Genomic DNA, 15,715 nt, shown 5'->3' with positions numbered 1-15,715 from the left:
CGTACGCGGGGCATCAGGTCCGTATGCTGATTTACAAGATTTTCCGAGCCGAAGAGTGGGCCACCTTGCAGGACCAAGGTGCCTCGAACGGTGCTCCGATCGACGTCGCTGACGGGTTTGTCCACTTTTCCACCGCTGAACAAGCAGCTGAAACCGCAGCCAAACATTTTGCCGGTGTCGATGGTCTGGTTTTGCTGGCCTGTGACGCAGATGCGATGGGCGACGACCTGAAATGGGAGGTCTCGCGCGGCGGTGCCCTGTTCCCGCATCTCTATCGCCAGATCCGGATGAGCGATGTTGTCTGGTCACGCCCTCTGCCGTTTGACGGCACCGCGCACCAGTTCCCAAAGGACATGTCATGACATCCTATATCGACCCGGACCGCGACCAGTTCGAGGCCTTCAAGGCATTGGATCGGGACCAGCCGATCGAAATGCTCAACCTGGTGAAGTTTCGGGCCAAGGCGCAGTACCCACCCGCGCATGAACTGGCGAATGCAGACCTGACCGGAGCGCAAGCCTACAAGAACTACGGAGCCGAAACCGCTCCGATCATTGAACGTATCGGGGCGCGCATCCTTTGGCGTGGGGTGTTTGAATCAACCCTGATTGGCCCGGCGGACGAGGCGTGGGATGCCGTCTTCATCGCCCGCTATCCGACGGCACACGCATTTCTGGAAATGGTCACCGACCCAGCCTATCGGGCGGCGGTGATCCACCGTCAGGCGGCGGTGGAAACGTCGCGCCTGATCCGATGCGGTTCAGGTGAAGCCGGGGCGACGTTCGGATGAAACTGACAGAGAAACTGGGCCTTGCCGCCCTGCACCGCATGGACCCCGAGACAGCCCACGGGATGTCGATTAGGGCGTTGAAGTCAGGGCTGGCACCCGCACCCGGGCCGGTAACGACGCCGCGCTTGAAAACGGTCGTTGCCGGGTTGACCCTGCCGAACCCGGTTGGGCTGGCTGCCGGGTTCGACAAGAATGGTGAGGTTTTGGCCCCGCTGTCCCGCGCCGGGTTCGGTTTTGTCGAGGTCGGGGCGGTCACGCCGTGCCCGCAACCGGGAAACCCCAAACCCCGTCTTTTTCGCCTGACCGAGGACAAGGCAGCCATCAACCGCTTTGGCTTCAACAATGAAGGCATGGAGGTGATGGCGAAACGGCTGGCAGACCGCCCCAAAGACGCGGTCATCGGCCTGAATCTGGGGGCCAACAAGGACAGCGAAGACCGCGCGGGCGATTTTGTCAAAGTGCTGGCCCATTGTGCCGAACACCTAGATTTTGCAACCGTCAACGTGTCATCCCCGAATACGGAGAAGCTGCGGGATTTGCAGGGCAAAGCCGCTCTCACCGCGTTGTTGAGCGGTGTGATCGAGACACGTGATGCGCTGCCGCGCCGGCTGCCGATCTTCCTGAAAATCGCTCCGGATCTCACCGAGGCGGAATTGCAGGACATCGCCGAGGTCGCACGCGAAACCGGGTTGGACGCTGTGATCGCCACCAATACCACCTTGTCCCGCGACGGGTTGCGCAGCGCGCAGAAAGACGAAAGTGGTGGTTTGTCGGGCGCCCCGCTGTTTGAAAAGTCGACCCGCGTACTGGCTCAGCTGAGCAAACTGACGGAAGGGGATATCCCCCTGATCGGCGTGGGCGGCATCAGCACTGCCGAGCAGGCCTATGCCAAGATCTGTGCCGGGGCATCGGCCGTGCAGTTCTATACTGCAATGGTTTATGGCGGCATTTCCCTGGCGGCCGACATCGCCAAAGGTCTGGATGACTTGTTGGCGCGTGACGGTTTTGACACCGTATCGCAAGCCGTCGGCAGCAAACGAGAGGATTGGCTGTGATCGAATACTGGCACAACCCCCGCTGTTCCAAATCCCGCGCCGGTCTGGCGCTTTTGGAAGAAAACGGTGCGCAGGTCTGCGTTCGAAAGTACCTGGAAGACGCACCGTCAATCGACGAGTTGCGCGCTGCGCAATCCGCGCTTGGGCTGTCGCCCATCGAAATGATGCGCACAGGAGAAAAACGGTTCAAGGAACTGGGGCTGGCCAAAACCTCGCCCGACGAAGACCTGATCCGTGCCATGGCCGAAAACCCGATCCTGATCGAGCGCCCTCTTGCAATTGCCGGAGACACAGCCGCCATCGGACGTCCGCCGGAAAACCTGTTGACGTTGCTCTAGGCCACCTGGGCTTCAAGCTTGGGATAGCGCCAGCCCATTGTCACACCACGTGCGATATTGAGAACCATCAGCGCGGCCCACAGGCCGTGATTGCCGAAGACAGGCACCAGCATGAACAAAGCGACCACATAGATCGCCACCGACTGAATCATCGCGTTTCGCATGGCGCGGGTCCAGGTGGCACCGATGTAGATACCGTCGAACATCCAGCTTGCCACCCCGATCACCGGGGCGATCGCGGCCCAGAACAGGTATTCGCGCCCGGCTTCACGCACTTGCGGTGAAGTTGACATCAGGTCGATCAGCGCCGGACCGGCGACGAAGAAAACCGCCGCCAGCAACAGCGCGCCCCCAACACCCCATTGCGAGGCCATGACAGAGGCGCGACGCACCTGATACCTGTCTCTGGCACCGACTGCGCCTCCGACCAGCGCTTCGGCGGAAAAGGCGAACCCATCAAGCGCAAAGGCGGTGATTTCAAGAAACTGAAGCAAGACTTGATTGGCCGCCAGATTCACGTCACCCAGATCCGAGCCAACAAAAAGGAATGTCGTGAACGATCCGGTCAACAGAACCGATCGCAGCATGATATCACCGTTGACCTGCAACATGCGCCGCAGCCGGGCGGCATCGAAAACCCTAGCCCAATCGCGCCAGATTCCATCTGCGAACCCATCCCGGCAAAGCCACACCCCCAAGGCCAAACCGGTCCATTCTGCGATCAGGGTGGCAATCGCAACCCCTTCGACCCCCCAGCCCAGGCCCAGAACGAACCACAGGTCGAGACCGATATTCAACCCGTTCATCCAGACCTGAAGGATGAACACGCCGCGCGTACGCTCGACGGCGATCAGCCAGCCGGTAACGGCATATAATGCGATGGTTGCAGGCGCCCCCCAGATGCGGATTTCCAGATAGGATCGGGTCAGGGCTTCGACTTCGGGGCTTGCCGGGGAAAGCGCGAATGCACCCGCAAACACGGCCACCTGCGCAAGGATAAAGAACAGTCCTGCCGCGCCTCCAAGGATCAGGCCGCGCATCAGCAGCGCCCGGGTTTCGACGGTATCGCCTGCCCCGCGTGCCTGCGCCGCCATCCCGGTTGTGCCCATCCGCAGGAAACCGAAGATCCAATAAATTGTGGACAGGATCACAGCCCCGATGCCGACCGCCCCGATCGGGGCCGCCTCGCCCATCTGACCGACAACGCCGGTATCCACCGCACCCAGTATCGGCACGGTGGCATTCGACAGAACTATGGGCACCGCTATCTTCAGCACCCGCCTGTGCGTGATGGGCGCCGAGGCGTCCTGCACGGTCAGCTCTTGTCTCTGGGAGGTTGCGGCATCAGGAAATGTCCGGAAGCCTGCGCAAACAGTTTCGCATGATTGTCCTGCCAGGCTTCGACACGGACCGAGGCATACCGCCGCCCGGATCTGCTGATGAAGGCCCGTGCATATGCGTCCCGTGGAAGGCCCGAGCGCAGATAGTCGACGGTAAAGTCGATGGTCTTGGGAAAGCGGATATTCGGGTCGGTCACAATGGCCTCTCCGTCGATCTCGCCACTTTCGATACGCGGGAACATATGTTCCCAACTGAGGGTGATGACAGCGGTCACTTCGAGGAATGCCGCGGTTACACCGCCGTGAATCGCAGGCAGGAACGGGTTGCCAATCAACTTGTCATCGAAGTTCAGAACGCCGGTCAGTTCATCCCCGCGCCGGTCGAAGCTGATATTGAGAAATCGGATATAAGGGACACCATCAACCAGCGCACGCAACGCTGCGTCGCGTCGCTGCTTGACCACCTGCATTGGTTCGGGACGAGGTCTTGCCATGTTATTTCCCCTCAACCGTAAAGGACCCCGAGGCCGTGGCCACCGGCAGGTCTTGGTCATGGTCCATAGCCGTCGCTCGTACAAACGCCACGTTCCGCGTGATGTGATAGCAGACGGCATGCGCTGTCACCGTCTGACCCGGTGTCGCTGCGCGCATGTAGTCAATGCGCAGATCGATCGTGGCTGTCCCGCCGGGGGCCGAGGGGTGGCTCATCACAGCAGCACCGCAGCATGTGTCCAGAATTGTGGAAATCGCCCCACCGTGAATCACCCCTGTGCGCGGATCCCCGATCAGATCCTCATTGTAGGGCAACGTGATCTCTGCCTCGCCCTCACCGATCTGCGTGAGCTTGAGGTTCAATGCCCGCGCATGGGGTATCGCCTCGATAAACTGGCGGGCTAAAACTGTCTTGTCGACCATTGGTTTGCGTCCTGTTCTCTGCCCGTCCTTTATGAGCCGCTGTTTCCGCAAAGGGCAAGCCCACCTGTTGCGCTTGGGATCGGGACCGCCTAGGTTGCTGACAAGGAGATCGGGAATGTCCAACAACCGTTTGTCATTCAAAGAGATGTGCGCCGAGTTCGACGTGACCCCGCGCACTCTGCGCTATTACGAATACATCGAACTTTTGCAACCGGACCGTGAAGGTCGGTCCCGGTTTTACGGCCCGCGCGAATGCGCGCGGATGAAGCTGATCATGCGCGGCCGCAAGTTCGGATTTCCCCTGGAAGAGATCCGCCAATGGCTTTTGATCTACGAAGATCAGGGCAATGAGGCGCAAATGGCCACCTTCGTCGAGATGGCGGATCGCCAGATGAACGAGCTTCAGCAGCAGCGCCAGCAACTGGACGAAGCCATGGACGAACTCAAGCGTTTGCGCGACCAGACGGCCAAGTCCTTGGGATAGCCGCCCCCAATCCGAAAATTCGAATTGATCACCCTGAATCTGCGCAAACAGATGCGCGGTGTTTCCTCAATTGCGCCAGATTTGGCGGGAAATTCCGCATGACGCAACGGAAAGAAAATTGCGTCAGACCGTGCTTACGTGACCGGATGTTACGTCAACTTTGAAATGACGCAGCGTCTGGATTACGTAAACGTCACTCTCGTGTTGTAAAGCGCGTACCAACTGCGCAACTCATATCTCATGACGCCAGTGACGAGAGTATGACGAATGACCGAAGATGTGATGACCATCCGTGAGATGTGCGAGACCTATGATGTCACGCCACGCACCTTGCGGTTCTATGAGGCCAAGGAACTTCTGTTCCCGATCCGTGAAGGCCAGAAACGTCTGTTCACCAAGCGTGATCGGGCGCGGCTCAAACTGATCCTGCGCGGCAAACGATTTGGGTTCAGCCTGGAAGAAATTCGGCAACTGCTGGATTTGTACCATGTAGGCGACCAGCAGGTCACACAGATGACCCGCACCTATGAAATCGCGTGCGAGCGTCTGGAGGACATGGAAGCGCGCCGCGAAGAGCTGACGCAGGCCATCGACGATCTGAAAGAGCAGTTGCGCTGGGGCGAGAAAGTCATCGCCTCGATGAAACAGGAAAAGAAGGCAGCCGAGTAACCTCGACCTGTCATCCGGACATATGAATTAAGGGAGCTTCACATGCCCGTTTACAACGCGCCAACCAAAGACATGCAGTTCATCCTGCACGACGTGCTGAATGTCTCGCAGTCGGACATACCCGGCTATAGCGAACTGGAAGCCGAGTTTACCGGCGCGGTTCTGGAAGAAGCCGGCAAGGTTGCCACAAATGTTCTGCATCCGCTGAACGTTGTCGGCGACACCGAAGGATGCCGGTTGGAAAACGGTATTGTCTACACCCCGACCGGGTTCAAGGAAGCCTTCGAGCAGATGAAGGAAGGCGGCTGGACTGGCCTCGACATGCCGGAAGAGTATGGCGGCCAAAACATGCCCTATGTGCTTGGCACTGCTGTGGGTGAGATGTTCTCGGGCTCAAACCAGGCTTTCACCATGTACCAGGGCCTGACGCACGGCGCGGCCTCGGCGATTCTGGCGCACGGAACGGACGAGCAGAAGAACAAGTACCTGCCCAAAATGGTCAGCTGTGAATGGACCGGTACCATGAACCTGACTGAACCGCATTGCGGCACCGATCTGGGCCTGATGCGCACCAAAGCGGAACCGCAGGGCGACGGCAGCTATAAAATCTCGGGCCAGAAGATATTTATCTCGGCTGGCGATCACGACATGGCCGACAACATCATCCACCTGGTGCTGGCCAAAATCCCCGGCGGACCCGAAGGCATCAAGGGCGTTTCGCTGTTCATCGTGCCCAAGTTCATCGTGAACGAGGACGGTTCGCTGGGCGAACGCAACGGCGTCTCGGTCGGCAAGATCGAAGAAAAGATGGGCATCCACGGCAACTCGACCTGCGTCATGAACTATGACGAGGCCACCGGCTGGCTGCTGGGCGAAGAGCACAAAGGTATGCGTGCGATGTTCACCATGATGAACGAAGCGCGTCTGGGTGTGGGCATGCAAGGCCTGTCGCAGGCCGAAGCGGCGTATCAGAACGCTCTGGAATACGCCAAAGACCGCCTGCAGGGCCGCGATGTAACCGGTGTAAAGAACCCCGATGGCCCGGCTGATCCGCTGATCGTTCACCCTGACATCCGTCGCAATCTGATGGATCAGAAAAGCTTCACCGAAGGCGCACGCGCGTTCATCCTTTGGGGCGCGACCATGATCGATAAAGCGCACCGATCGGGTGACAAGGACGCGGACGGGCTGATCTCGCTTCTGACCCCGGTCATCAAGGGCTTCCTGACGGATGAAGGTTACGACATGACCGTTCAGGCGCAGCAAGTCTATGGCGGGCACGGCTACATCGAGGAATGGGGCATGTCGCAATATACCCGCGATGCCCGGATCGCCATGATCTATGAAGGCGCCAACGGCGTACAGGCGTTGGACCTTGTTGGCCGCAAACTGGCGCAGGACGGCGGCAAGCACGTCATGGCCTTCTTCGACATGGTCAAAACCTTCTGCAAGGAAAACTCAGGCCAGAACGAGGCGTATGACAAAGCCTTCATCGAACCGCTGAAGGCTGCGTCCAAGGATCTGCAGGCGGCTGGTATGTATTTCATGCAGGAAGGCATGAAAAATCCGAACAACGCGCTGTCCGGTTCCTACGATTTCATGCACATGTTCGGTCATGTCTGCCTGGGCCTGATGTGGGCGCGTATGGCCAAGGCCGCACAAGAAGCGCTGGACAGTGGCACGTCGGACAAAGAGTTCTACGAGACCAAGATCAACACCGGGCGCTTCTACATGGCCCGCCGTCTGCCCGCCACGGCGTTGCATCTGTCGCGCATTCAAACCGGCGCAGATACGGTCATGGCGCTGGAAGCTGCAAACTTCTGATCTTTCTCCGGTTCCGGGGTCCCGCCCCGGAGCCGGTTTTCGGAGGAGATACAATGCCAAAACGATTTCGCCTGACCCGCCGATTCCCGGTCGCCATGACCGAGGACGGCTATCGAAAGCTCAGGGCTTTTGCCCGTGAGGCAGGATTAGATGAAGGCGAAGCGCTGTCTTTTCTGTTCGAAAATTTCAACAGCGTAATCAACGAGGACAACCTGATCCATCGCCTGCGCATCTTTAATTCCGAACTGGAGGCCCGGAAAAAGTGAATGCCAGCGACGATTTTTTACGAAACCGCTAACTTGAATGCCGGATGCCTCCGGCGGGAGTATTTATGAAAAGATGAAGCTGCGACGCGTCCCTGCCACCGGGCGCACTCGCCATCAGGACAGGGACGACTTCACCTTTTGCGGTCATCGGCTCTCCAGCCTGTACCGCAGGACCATTGAATAGGAAGATGGTTGATCAAAGGTTACCGACTGGCCTTCATCTTTTCAAAAATACTCAAATCCGGCTTAGCCACGTGCGCCACGGGAGGGGCGATTGCATGACCATTAAACTGCACTGCTTCGGAGAAAGCGGCAATTCCTACAAGGCCGCTCTGGCGTTGGAAGTGTCTGGCCTCGATTGGGAACCGGTCTTTGTCGATTTCTTCAACGGCGTCACCCGAAGCCCCGAGTTCCGTTCGGAAATCAACGTGATGGGCGAAGCGCCCTTCATGGTCGATGGTGATTTTCAAACCTCCCAATCCGGTGCCATTCAGGCCTACGTGACTGAAAAATCCGGCAAGTTCGGCGGCAAAACGCGGGAAGAGAACTATGACATCCTGCGCTGGGTGCTGTGGGACAATCACAAGCTCAGTTCGATGGCGGGCCTGACCCGGTTCCTGATCAACTTTCTGCCCGAACAGCACCGCAACCCGGATGTGATCGCCTTCAACCAGGGCCGCCTGAAGGCCGCCTACCAGGTGCTGAACGCGCATTTGGAAGGCCGCGACTGGATCGTCGGCGACGGCGTGACCAACGCCGATCTCAGCTGCTGCGGCTATCTGTATTACCCTGAACCATTCGGCTTTGACCGCGCCGACTGGCCCCATATCGACGCCTGGCTGACTCGCCTGTCCGAACAGCCCGGCTGGAAACACCCATATGACCTGATGCCCGGCAACCCGTCGGATCGAGCTTGAGGAGAAGACCCATGACCGAAGCTTATATTTATGACGCCCTGCGCACCCCGCGCGGCAAGGGCCGCAAGGATGGCAGCCTGCACGAGGTGACCTCGGTACGTCTGTCCGCCCTGACCCTGAACGCGATGAAGGAACGCAACAACCTGGAAGGCCACGCCGTCGAGGACGTGATCTGGGGCAACGTCACGCAGGTGATGGAGCAAGGCGGCTGTCTGGCACGTTCGGCGGTTCTGGCCTCGGATCTGGACCAGTCGATCCCCGGCCTGGCGATCAACCGCTTCTGCGCGAGCGGGATGGAAGCCGTGAACCTGGCCGCAAACCAGGTCAAGGGCGGCGCGGGCGACGCTTACATCGCAGGTGGCGTCGAGATGATGGGCCGTGTTCCCATGGGCAGCGACGGGGCGGCGATTGCCGTTGACCCCTCTCTGGCGATGGAGACCTACTTTGTGCCGCAGGGCATCTCGGCCGACATCATTGCCACGGAATACGGGTTCAGCCGCGATGACGCTGACGCTCTGGCAGTTGAATCGCAAAAGCGCGCGGCGGAAGCCTGGGCGGAAAACCGGTTCGAAAAGTCGATCATCACGGTCAAAGACCAGAACGGCCTGCCCATTCTGGACCGCGACGAGTACATGCGCCCGGGCACCGACATGCAAAGCCTTGGCGCCCTAAACCCATCCTTCCAGATGATGGGCGAGCAGATGCCCGGTTTCGACAAGGTGGCGATGCTGAAATACCCACATCTTGAGCGGATCAATCACATCCACCATGCGGGCAACAGCTCGGGCATCGTGGATGGGGCTGCGGCCGTGCTGATCGGCAACAAGGAATTTGGTGAAAAATACGGCCTGAAACCCCGCGCCCGCATCAAGGCCACCGCCAAGATCGGTACCGACCCGACCATCATGCTGACCGGCCCGGTTCCTGTGACCGAGAAGATCCTGGCCGACAACGGCATGAAGATCAGCGATCTGGACCTGTTCGAAGTCAACGAAGCCTTTGCTTCGGTCGTGCTGCGCTTCCAGCAGGCCTTTGACGTCGATCCGGCGCTGGTCAACGTCAACGGCGGATCGATCGCGATGGGTCACCCGCTGGGCGCAACCGGTGCGATTATCATCGGCACCTTGCTGGATGAACTGGAGCGTCAGGACAAGGAAACCGGTCTGGCCACGCTTTGCATTGCGTCCGGCATGGGTGCGGCAACGATTATCGAGCGGGTCTGATGCCCAAGCTGGATCTCTCTCAGATCCCGTTCAAGGGGGGCTCGTCCTATCCGGGCAAGCTGGCCGAGGCGACCGCTGGTCGTTTCGTGCAGCGCGTCGGGGAAGCGGGCGGGCTGACCCAGTACGGGGTCAACATCGTGCGGCTGGAGCCTCAGGGCCTCTCGTCGCTGCGCCACTACCATATGGAGCAGGACGAGTTTGCCATCATGCTCAGCGGCAAATGCGTGCTGATCGATGACGATGGTGAGCATGAGATGCTGCCCGGTGACTGCGCCGCTTGGCCCGCTGGTGAGGCCAATGGCCACCACCTTGTGAACAAGACCGATGCGCCCGCGACCTTTCTGGTGGTGGGCACACGGACCCCGACCGAGACCGGCTATTACAGCGACATAGACATGATGGTGAAGGATGATGAAAACGGATTCTCTTTCACCCGGAAAGACGGCAGCCCGCTGACGGCTGACCAGATTGGAGATGACAATGACTGATTTCACTCTGACCAAAGACGCGGACGGCGTCGCCTTTGTGACCTGGGACGCCCAGGGAAAATCCATGAACGTGCTGACCCGCGAGGCTTTTCAAGAAGTCAGCCAACTGATTGATCAGGCCCTGAGCGACGACGAGATCAAAGGTATTGTCATTACCTCGGGCAAGGAAGGCTCGTTTGCCGGCGGAATGGACCTGAACACATTGGCCACTATCCGTCAGGAAGCCGGGGACGAACCTGCGCAGGCGTTGTTTGATTTCGTCATGGGCGGGCATCACATCCTGCGCAAGCTGGAATTGGCGGGCATGGACCCCAAAACCAAGAAAGGTGGCAAGCCCATCGCCTGCGCGATCAACGGAACCTGCGCCGGGATCGGGACTGAGATCGCACTGGCCTGCCATCACCGCGTCATGACAAGCAATCCAAAGTCCAAGATCGGGCTGCCCGAAATCCTGCTGGGCATCTTCCCCGGCGGCGGCGGCACCATCCGTTACAGCCGCATGGTGGGCGCCATGGCGGCGGCCCCCGTACTGCTTGAAGGCAAGATGATGGACCCGGCCAAGGCCAAGGGCGCGCAGTTGATCGACGCGGTTGCCGACGATCCGGTTGCCGCAGCCAAGGAATGGGTTCTGAATGCCAAGGACGCTGATCTGGTGAAACCCTGGGACGCGAAGGGCTACAAGATGCCCGGTGGCGCGCCTTACCACCCTGCCGGTTTCATGACCTTCGTGGGCGCGAGCGCCATGGTTCACGGGAAAACACAAGGCGCCTTCCCCGCGGCCAAAGCCCTTCTGAGCGCGATCTATGAAGGCGCGCTGGTCGACTTTGACACCGCTTTGAAAATTGAAGCCCGCTGGTTCACCAACGTTCTTATGAACCCGTCCTCGTCGGCGATGATCCGGTCACTGTTCCTCAACAAGGAAGCGCTTGAAAAAGGCGCGGTCCGTCCGAAAGGTGTGCCCGATCAGCGTGTCAAGAAGATCGGCGTTCTGGGCGCTGGCATGATGGGGGCCGGTATCGCGCTGGTTTCGGCCCAAGCTGGCATGGAAGTCGTTCTAGTCGACCGCGATCAGGAGGCGGCCGACAAAGGCAAAGCTTATACCGAAACCTATCTGGACAAGGGTATCAAGCGCGGCAAGGTCACGGCCGAAAAGAAAGAGGCCATGCTGGCCCGCATCACGGCGACACCGGATCTGGACCATCTGAAAGGGTGTGACTTGATCATCGAAGCCGTGTTTGAAGACATGGGCGTAAAGGCCGAGATGACAAAAAAGGTCGAAGCAATCATCCCCGAGGACTGCATCTTTGCCTCGAACACCTCGACCCTGCCGATCACCGATCTGGCCAAGGCAAGCGTGCGTCCCGACCAATTCATCGGCATCCACTTCTTCTCACCGGTCGAGAAGATGTTGCTGGTCGAGATCATCAAGGGCAAGGAAACCGGTGATCGCGCCGTTGCCAAGGCGCTCGACTACGTGCGCCAGATCCGCAAGACGCCGATCGTGGTCAACGATGCGCGCTTCTTCTACGCCAATCGCTGCATCATTCCGTACATCAACGAAGGCGCACGGATGATCACCGAAGGCGTGAGCCCCGTGCTGATTGACAACGCCGCACGTCAGTTGGGCTTTCCGGTTGGTCCGATCCAGCTGACCGATGAAACCTCGATTGATCTGGGCGCCAAGATCGCCCGTGCGACCAAGGCAGCCATGGGCAATGCCTATCCGGAAAGCCCCTCGGACGATCTGATCTTCTGGATGGAAGAACAGGGCCGCCTGGGCCGCAAGGCAAACGCCGGCTTCTTCGACTATGACGAAAAAGGCAAGCGCGTCGAATACTGGAAGGGTCTTCAGGAGAAGTATCCGCTTGCCAAAGACCAGCCCGACCTGATCGAGGTACAGGAGCGCTTGATGTTCGCTCAGGTTCTGGAAGCGGTTCGGGCGCTGGAAGAAGGTGTGCTGGAAGACATCCGTGAAGGCGACGTGGGCGCCATTCTGGGCTGGGGCTTTGCGCCGTGGTCCGGTGGTCCGCTCAGCTGGCTCGACATAATCGGTACGCCCTACGCAGCCGAAAGATGTGATCAGCTGGCCGAGAAGTATGGCGAACGCTTTGCCTGCCCGCCGCTGCTGCGTGAGATGGCAGAAAAGGGTCAAACCTTCTACGGGCGTTTCAACCCCGAAGCAAAGGCTGCCTGAATCAGTGACGCAGGCGCGTGAGATCACGCGCCTGCATCGTTTTTGTCAGTGTTTGGTTAGATCTGCCATTCGGGCCGCAGAAACAGCACCGGCGCGTTTGGACGCCCCGGTCGACCCGGCCGCCTGACCCCAGAGGGCGGACGGATCGGAAATATCGGTTCCTGCGGAATGGGTGCAGGCAGGGCACCCAATGGGTTGGCAAGGGCTGACATATCTCCCCTGCTTGCAATCAGGTTGACCAGCTTTGTGCCGGTCTCTTCATCGGCGACATCGTAACCAGCCCCGCTGACCCTGCCGCGCATGTTGAACAGGCCGGAAGGGCAGTAAGCTTGCAGGCCGCCCTCGACAAAAATCACCTGATCTTCGTCGAAGAACAGGGAACGGACCTCAAACGACGATCCCGGTGCCTGCGACATAAACCGACCCACGCCATTCAGCAGTCTTGCGGATACGACGGAACATCCGCTGACATCGGCATCAATCTGCGACAGGTTCAGAGCAATGCCCTGTTCGGGCATCAGCCAAACGGGGCGCCCGTTATACGCGGCGCGTGCCGGTACGAAAACCGGCAAATACTCGGAACGGCGCTCTTCGGCAGGAATGACCACGACGCTTGTCGAGATGCGGCGCACCTCTTTGAACCCGTGATCCAGAGTTCGGACCAGATCGCCGACTGCAATGCGCTCAACCGGTTTCCACCCACTGGTTGTCGCAACCTTCGTGCCGTTCAAAAAACCACCACGGCGCGCGTTCACCGCGTGGTTCAAACCGGATGGATCAGTATCGGACGATTGATCAAGATAAACAGAAATACTCGTAACTTCAGACACGTGCCTAACCCCCTTTGGCACAAACTCACTATGCAAAACAGCTAGCATCAAATACCGGGGCTGTCTTATTTCGGACATATTTATGCCCAATTTGGACCGTCTCAGCGCGTTCCCAAGGTGATTTGGTAAACACTCACAAGGCATAAACAGGCTTTTGTGCAAATCCCGAAACGGTCAGCATGCATGGATCTTACGAATCCATCTACACCTGATCCGTTGAAATGCCCCCCCTTGTGAGGTTGCAGCGCGCAAAATCCGTTGGTAGTGCGCTGGTGTACGTGTCAGGCAAGTTCCTGCTGGGTGGATGACCGCCTGGCCCGCCAGCCCAGCAAAACCCCTGCCGCCGCGATCAGGACAATCCCGGACACTTGCATCAAATCAAGGGCCTGACCCAGTGCGACGAATGCAAAGAGCGGCCCGAAGATCATCACCGAATACTCGAACACGGCCACGTAAGAGGTCTCGCCTACCTGATAGGCCTTGATGAGCATGAAGACGGCAATCGTCGACCCGACGGCCTGAACAACAATCCATTGCAGCGCGGGCCCCACTTCCCAGACCCAACCCCGTGTAACAAAGCCGTCCGGCCCGTCCAGCGTGGCAACGGGTGCAACTGTGAACAAGGCGGCACCCACGGCCCCTGACAGCCCAAGGGTAATGACCATGGCTGCCAGCATCGCTACCGTGCTTTCACGCGCGCAATATGTCCGCGTCATGATCGAACTCAAGGCATAGAAAAAACCAGCGGCAACCGGGAAAACCGAACGCATGTCAAATGCAACCGGGTTTGGCTGCAAAACCAGAAGAGTGCCCGAAAAACCGACCAGAACGGCCAGAATGCGCCACGGCCCGATCTTTTGCCCGAGCGCTATGGACGAAATCAACAGCACGAAAATCGGCGAGGTGAACAACCCTGCCAGGGCTTGCGCAATCGGCATCATCGACAGCGACGCAAAATAGAAAAACATGGCCGTCGTAATCAGAAGACTGCGTAAGATGACCGCTCCCCACCGTTGCGGCCTCAGCCCGCCCAGCCCCATAAGGGACAGGCCGACAATCAGCGGCAGCATCAGCAATGCACGCATGAAATGGAATTGCCACAGCCCGACCGTCTCGGCCAGCAGGATCACAACATTGTCGATCACGCCGATGATTGCCATTGCAGCCACCATAAGGACCGAAGCCAGCACCGGAGAGGTGGTCATGTCTTGCTGCATGTTCGCGCCTTTTTTGCGATCAAAGATCGACGATCTTTTTCCTGACGGGTATCCAGCACAAATCGGAATACCTGCGCAACAGGTTTGCGCCCGGCGATTTCACCATGCTAAGCTGTGGCAAAACAATTTCGAGCAGACCCCAACCAGATGACGGCCCTGAAACAGTACCAGCGGATCGAAGCCACCGGTCTGTGGCGCCCTTCGCCCGATGAACAGCGGCGCGAAGTTGTGGTATCGATTGGCAAGGCCACCCTGACCATTTCCGATTTCAATGACAGGGCTTTGACGCATTGGTCTTTGGCAGCGCTTGAACGGCAGAACCCCGGTGTCTTTCCGGCTGTTTTTTGCCCCGACGGCGATCCGGATGAGACACTGGAACTGGGAGAATCCGAAACCACGATGCTTGAAGCGATCGACCGACTGCAACGTGCCATCGAACGCTCTCGTCCTCATCCCGGTCGTTTACGCTGGATGAGCCTCGGAGGCGTTGTGGCCGCGGTTCTGGCGGTATTGTTGTTTTGGCTGCCCGGTGCGTTGCAAAACCATGTTGTCTCGGTCGTGCCCGAAATCAAACGACAGGAGATCGGAGACACAATTTTGCGGCGGATCGAGCGCGTCTCGGGCCCGGCCTGCACGTCTGTGGATGCGCAGGCTTCACTGGATCGGTTGGCCAGTCGTACGGGCGTACGGCAGATCGTTATTCTGCCCGCCGGCGTTCAGGACAGCCTCAGCTTGCCGGGTGGCACCGTTCTGTTGAACCGGGCGCTGGTTGAAGATCACGAAGACCCTGCTGTCGCAGCAGGCTATGTTGTTGCAGAGCGCGCGCGGACGGCGCTCAACGACCCGCTGGATGATCTGCTGGACAGAACCGGGGCGGCCTCGGCCTTTCGGCTGTTGACGACCGGGGAACTGACACCTGAGATCATCGACACCTATACCGAACAGGTCCTCTCGCAGCCCCGACCTTCCCTTCCGGACGAAGACTTGCTGGCGATGTTCTCGCAAAGCGCCCTGCCTTCCACCCCTTACGCCTATGCTCAGGATATTACCGGAGAGTCAGTATTGGGCCTGATCGAGGCTGATCCCATGGCCGGCCGGACACTGGAACAGGTGTTGCCGGACCGTGATTGGGTCCGGCTGCAAAACATATGCGGTGAATAAGCCG

General features: G+C 59.0%; 18 protein-coding genes. 13 read left to right on the top strand and 5 right to left on the bottom strand.

Translation table 11 applies throughout. The features are described from left to right. Positions 1-23: 23 nt before the first annotated feature. The 4 genes from GOW09_RS15000 to arsC are packed head-to-tail and all read left to right on the top strand — an operon-like array spanning position 24 to position 2,183. Positions 24-362, top strand: coding sequence for a DUF952 domain-containing protein (locus GOW09_RS15000; protein WP_152457432.1), 339 nt, complete (start codon positions 24-26; stop codon positions 360-362). Then, positions 359-790, top strand: coding sequence for a DUF1330 domain-containing protein (locus tag GOW09_RS14995; RefSeq protein ID WP_171119430.1), 432 nt, complete (start codon positions 359-361; stop codon positions 788-790). The genes GOW09_RS15000 and GOW09_RS14995 overlap by 4 nt, the downstream gene beginning before the upstream one ends. Continuing rightward, complete coding sequence (locus GOW09_RS14990) at positions 787-1,845, top strand: quinone-dependent dihydroorotate dehydrogenase (RefSeq protein ID WP_171119429.1); 1,059 nt, start codon at positions 787-789, stop codon at positions 1,843-1,845. The genes GOW09_RS14995 and GOW09_RS14990 overlap by 4 nt, the downstream gene beginning before the upstream one ends. Then, a complete protein-coding gene (arsC, locus tag GOW09_RS14985; protein ID WP_171119428.1) occupies positions 1,842-2,183 on the top strand; it encodes an arsenate reductase (glutaredoxin) in 342 nt (113 codons plus the stop codon). The genes GOW09_RS14990 and arsC overlap by 4 nt, the downstream gene beginning before the upstream one ends. On the opposite strand, the gene GOW09_RS14980 is transcribed toward arsC, so the two are convergent. From GOW09_RS14980 to GOW09_RS14970, 3 genes are read right to left on the bottom strand one after another with little or no spacing between them, the layout of a single operon-like run. Next, the gene (locus tag GOW09_RS14980) at positions 2,180-3,496 is read right to left on the bottom strand and encodes an MATE family efflux transporter (protein ID WP_171119427.1); all 1,317 of its coding nucleotides are present in this window, start codon (positions 3,494-3,496) and stop codon (positions 2,180-2,182) included. The genes arsC and GOW09_RS14980 overlap by 4 nt on opposite strands. Positions 3,497-3,498: 2 nt before the next feature. Next, positions 3,499-4,017: a PaaI family thioesterase gene (locus tag GOW09_RS14975; RefSeq protein WP_152457427.1), complete on the bottom strand. Its 519-nt coding sequence runs from the start codon at positions 4,015-4,017 to the stop codon at positions 3,499-3,501. A gap of 1 nt (position 4,018) precedes the next feature. Continuing rightward, complete coding sequence (locus GOW09_RS14970; RefSeq protein ID WP_171119426.1) at positions 4,019-4,438, bottom strand: PaaI family thioesterase; 420 nt, start codon at positions 4,436-4,438, stop codon at positions 4,019-4,021. Between the two features lie 115 nt (positions 4,439-4,553). On the opposite strand from GOW09_RS14970, the gene GOW09_RS14965 reads away from it, so the two are divergent. From GOW09_RS14965 to GOW09_RS14930, 8 genes are all read left to right on the top strand, one after another. Next, positions 4,554-4,922 (top strand): MerR family DNA-binding transcriptional regulator, encoded by a 369-nt coding sequence (locus tag GOW09_RS14965; protein ID WP_152457425.1) that lies wholly within the window; start codon positions 4,554-4,556, stop codon positions 4,920-4,922. 267 nt (positions 4,923-5,189) lie between these two features. After that, positions 5,190-5,591: a MerR family DNA-binding transcriptional regulator gene (locus GOW09_RS14960; RefSeq protein ID WP_152457424.1), complete on the top strand. Its 402-nt coding sequence runs from the start codon at positions 5,190-5,192 to the stop codon at positions 5,589-5,591. A gap of 42 nt (positions 5,592-5,633) precedes the next feature. Continuing rightward, on the top strand, positions 5,634-7,415 hold the full coding sequence (locus tag GOW09_RS14955) for an acyl-CoA dehydrogenase C-terminal domain-containing protein (RefSeq protein WP_171119425.1): 1,782 nt from the start codon (positions 5,634-5,636) through the stop codon (positions 7,413-7,415). Positions 7,416-7,468: 53 nt separating this feature from the next. Next, positions 7,469-7,681: a hypothetical protein gene (locus tag GOW09_RS14950; RefSeq protein WP_171119424.1), complete on the top strand. Its 213-nt coding sequence runs from the start codon at positions 7,469-7,471 to the stop codon at positions 7,679-7,681. A 278-nt stretch (positions 7,682-7,959) separates the two neighbouring features. Continuing rightward, the gene (locus tag GOW09_RS14945; RefSeq protein WP_171119423.1) at positions 7,960-8,598 is read left to right on the top strand and encodes a glutathione S-transferase family protein; all 639 of its coding nucleotides are present in this window, start codon (positions 7,960-7,962) and stop codon (positions 8,596-8,598) included. An 11-nt stretch (positions 8,599-8,609) separates the two neighbouring features. Next, on the top strand, positions 8,610-9,821 hold the full coding sequence (locus GOW09_RS14940; protein ID WP_152457420.1) for an acetyl-CoA C-acetyltransferase: 1,212 nt from the start codon (positions 8,610-8,612) through the stop codon (positions 9,819-9,821). Further along, positions 9,821-10,309: a cupin domain-containing protein gene (locus GOW09_RS14935; protein WP_171119422.1), complete on the top strand. Its 489-nt coding sequence runs from the start codon at positions 9,821-9,823 to the stop codon at positions 10,307-10,309. The genes GOW09_RS14940 and GOW09_RS14935 overlap by 1 nt, the downstream gene beginning before the upstream one ends. Beyond that, entirely contained in the window at positions 10,302-12,503 is a 2,202-nt protein-coding gene (locus GOW09_RS14930; RefSeq protein ID WP_171119421.1) for a 3-hydroxyacyl-CoA dehydrogenase NAD-binding domain-containing protein, read from the top strand. Before GOW09_RS14935 ends, GOW09_RS14930 begins: the two co-directional genes overlap by 8 nt. 56 nt (positions 12,504-12,559) lie before the next feature. Here the strand turns inward: GOW09_RS14930 and GOW09_RS14925 are convergent, their stop codons facing one another. Together GOW09_RS14925 and GOW09_RS14920 are read right to left on the bottom strand one after the other, a co-directional pair. Next, the gene (locus tag GOW09_RS14925) at positions 12,560-13,333 is read right to left on the bottom strand and encodes a Hint domain-containing protein (protein WP_367396931.1); all 774 of its coding nucleotides are present in this window, start codon (positions 13,331-13,333) and stop codon (positions 12,560-12,562) included. Between the two features lie 281 nt (positions 13,334-13,614). Continuing rightward, positions 13,615-14,538: a DMT family transporter gene (locus GOW09_RS14920; protein WP_254442747.1), complete on the bottom strand. Its 924-nt coding sequence runs from the start codon at positions 14,536-14,538 to the stop codon at positions 13,615-13,617. A gap of 159 nt (positions 14,539-14,697) precedes the next feature. On the opposite strand from GOW09_RS14920, the gene GOW09_RS14915 reads away from it, so the two are divergent. Next, a complete protein-coding gene (locus GOW09_RS14915) occupies positions 14,698-15,711 on the top strand; it encodes a hypothetical protein (protein WP_171119419.1) in 1,014 nt (337 codons plus the stop codon). Positions 15,712-15,715: the final 4 nt, after the last annotated feature.

It is taken from the genome of Ruegeria sp. HKCCA5463 (assembly GCF_013034175.1).
Taxonomy (GTDB): Bacteria; Pseudomonadota; Alphaproteobacteria; order Rhodobacterales; family Rhodobacteraceae; genus Ruegeria.
This window is presented reverse-complemented; position numbering and strand designations above follow the sequence as displayed.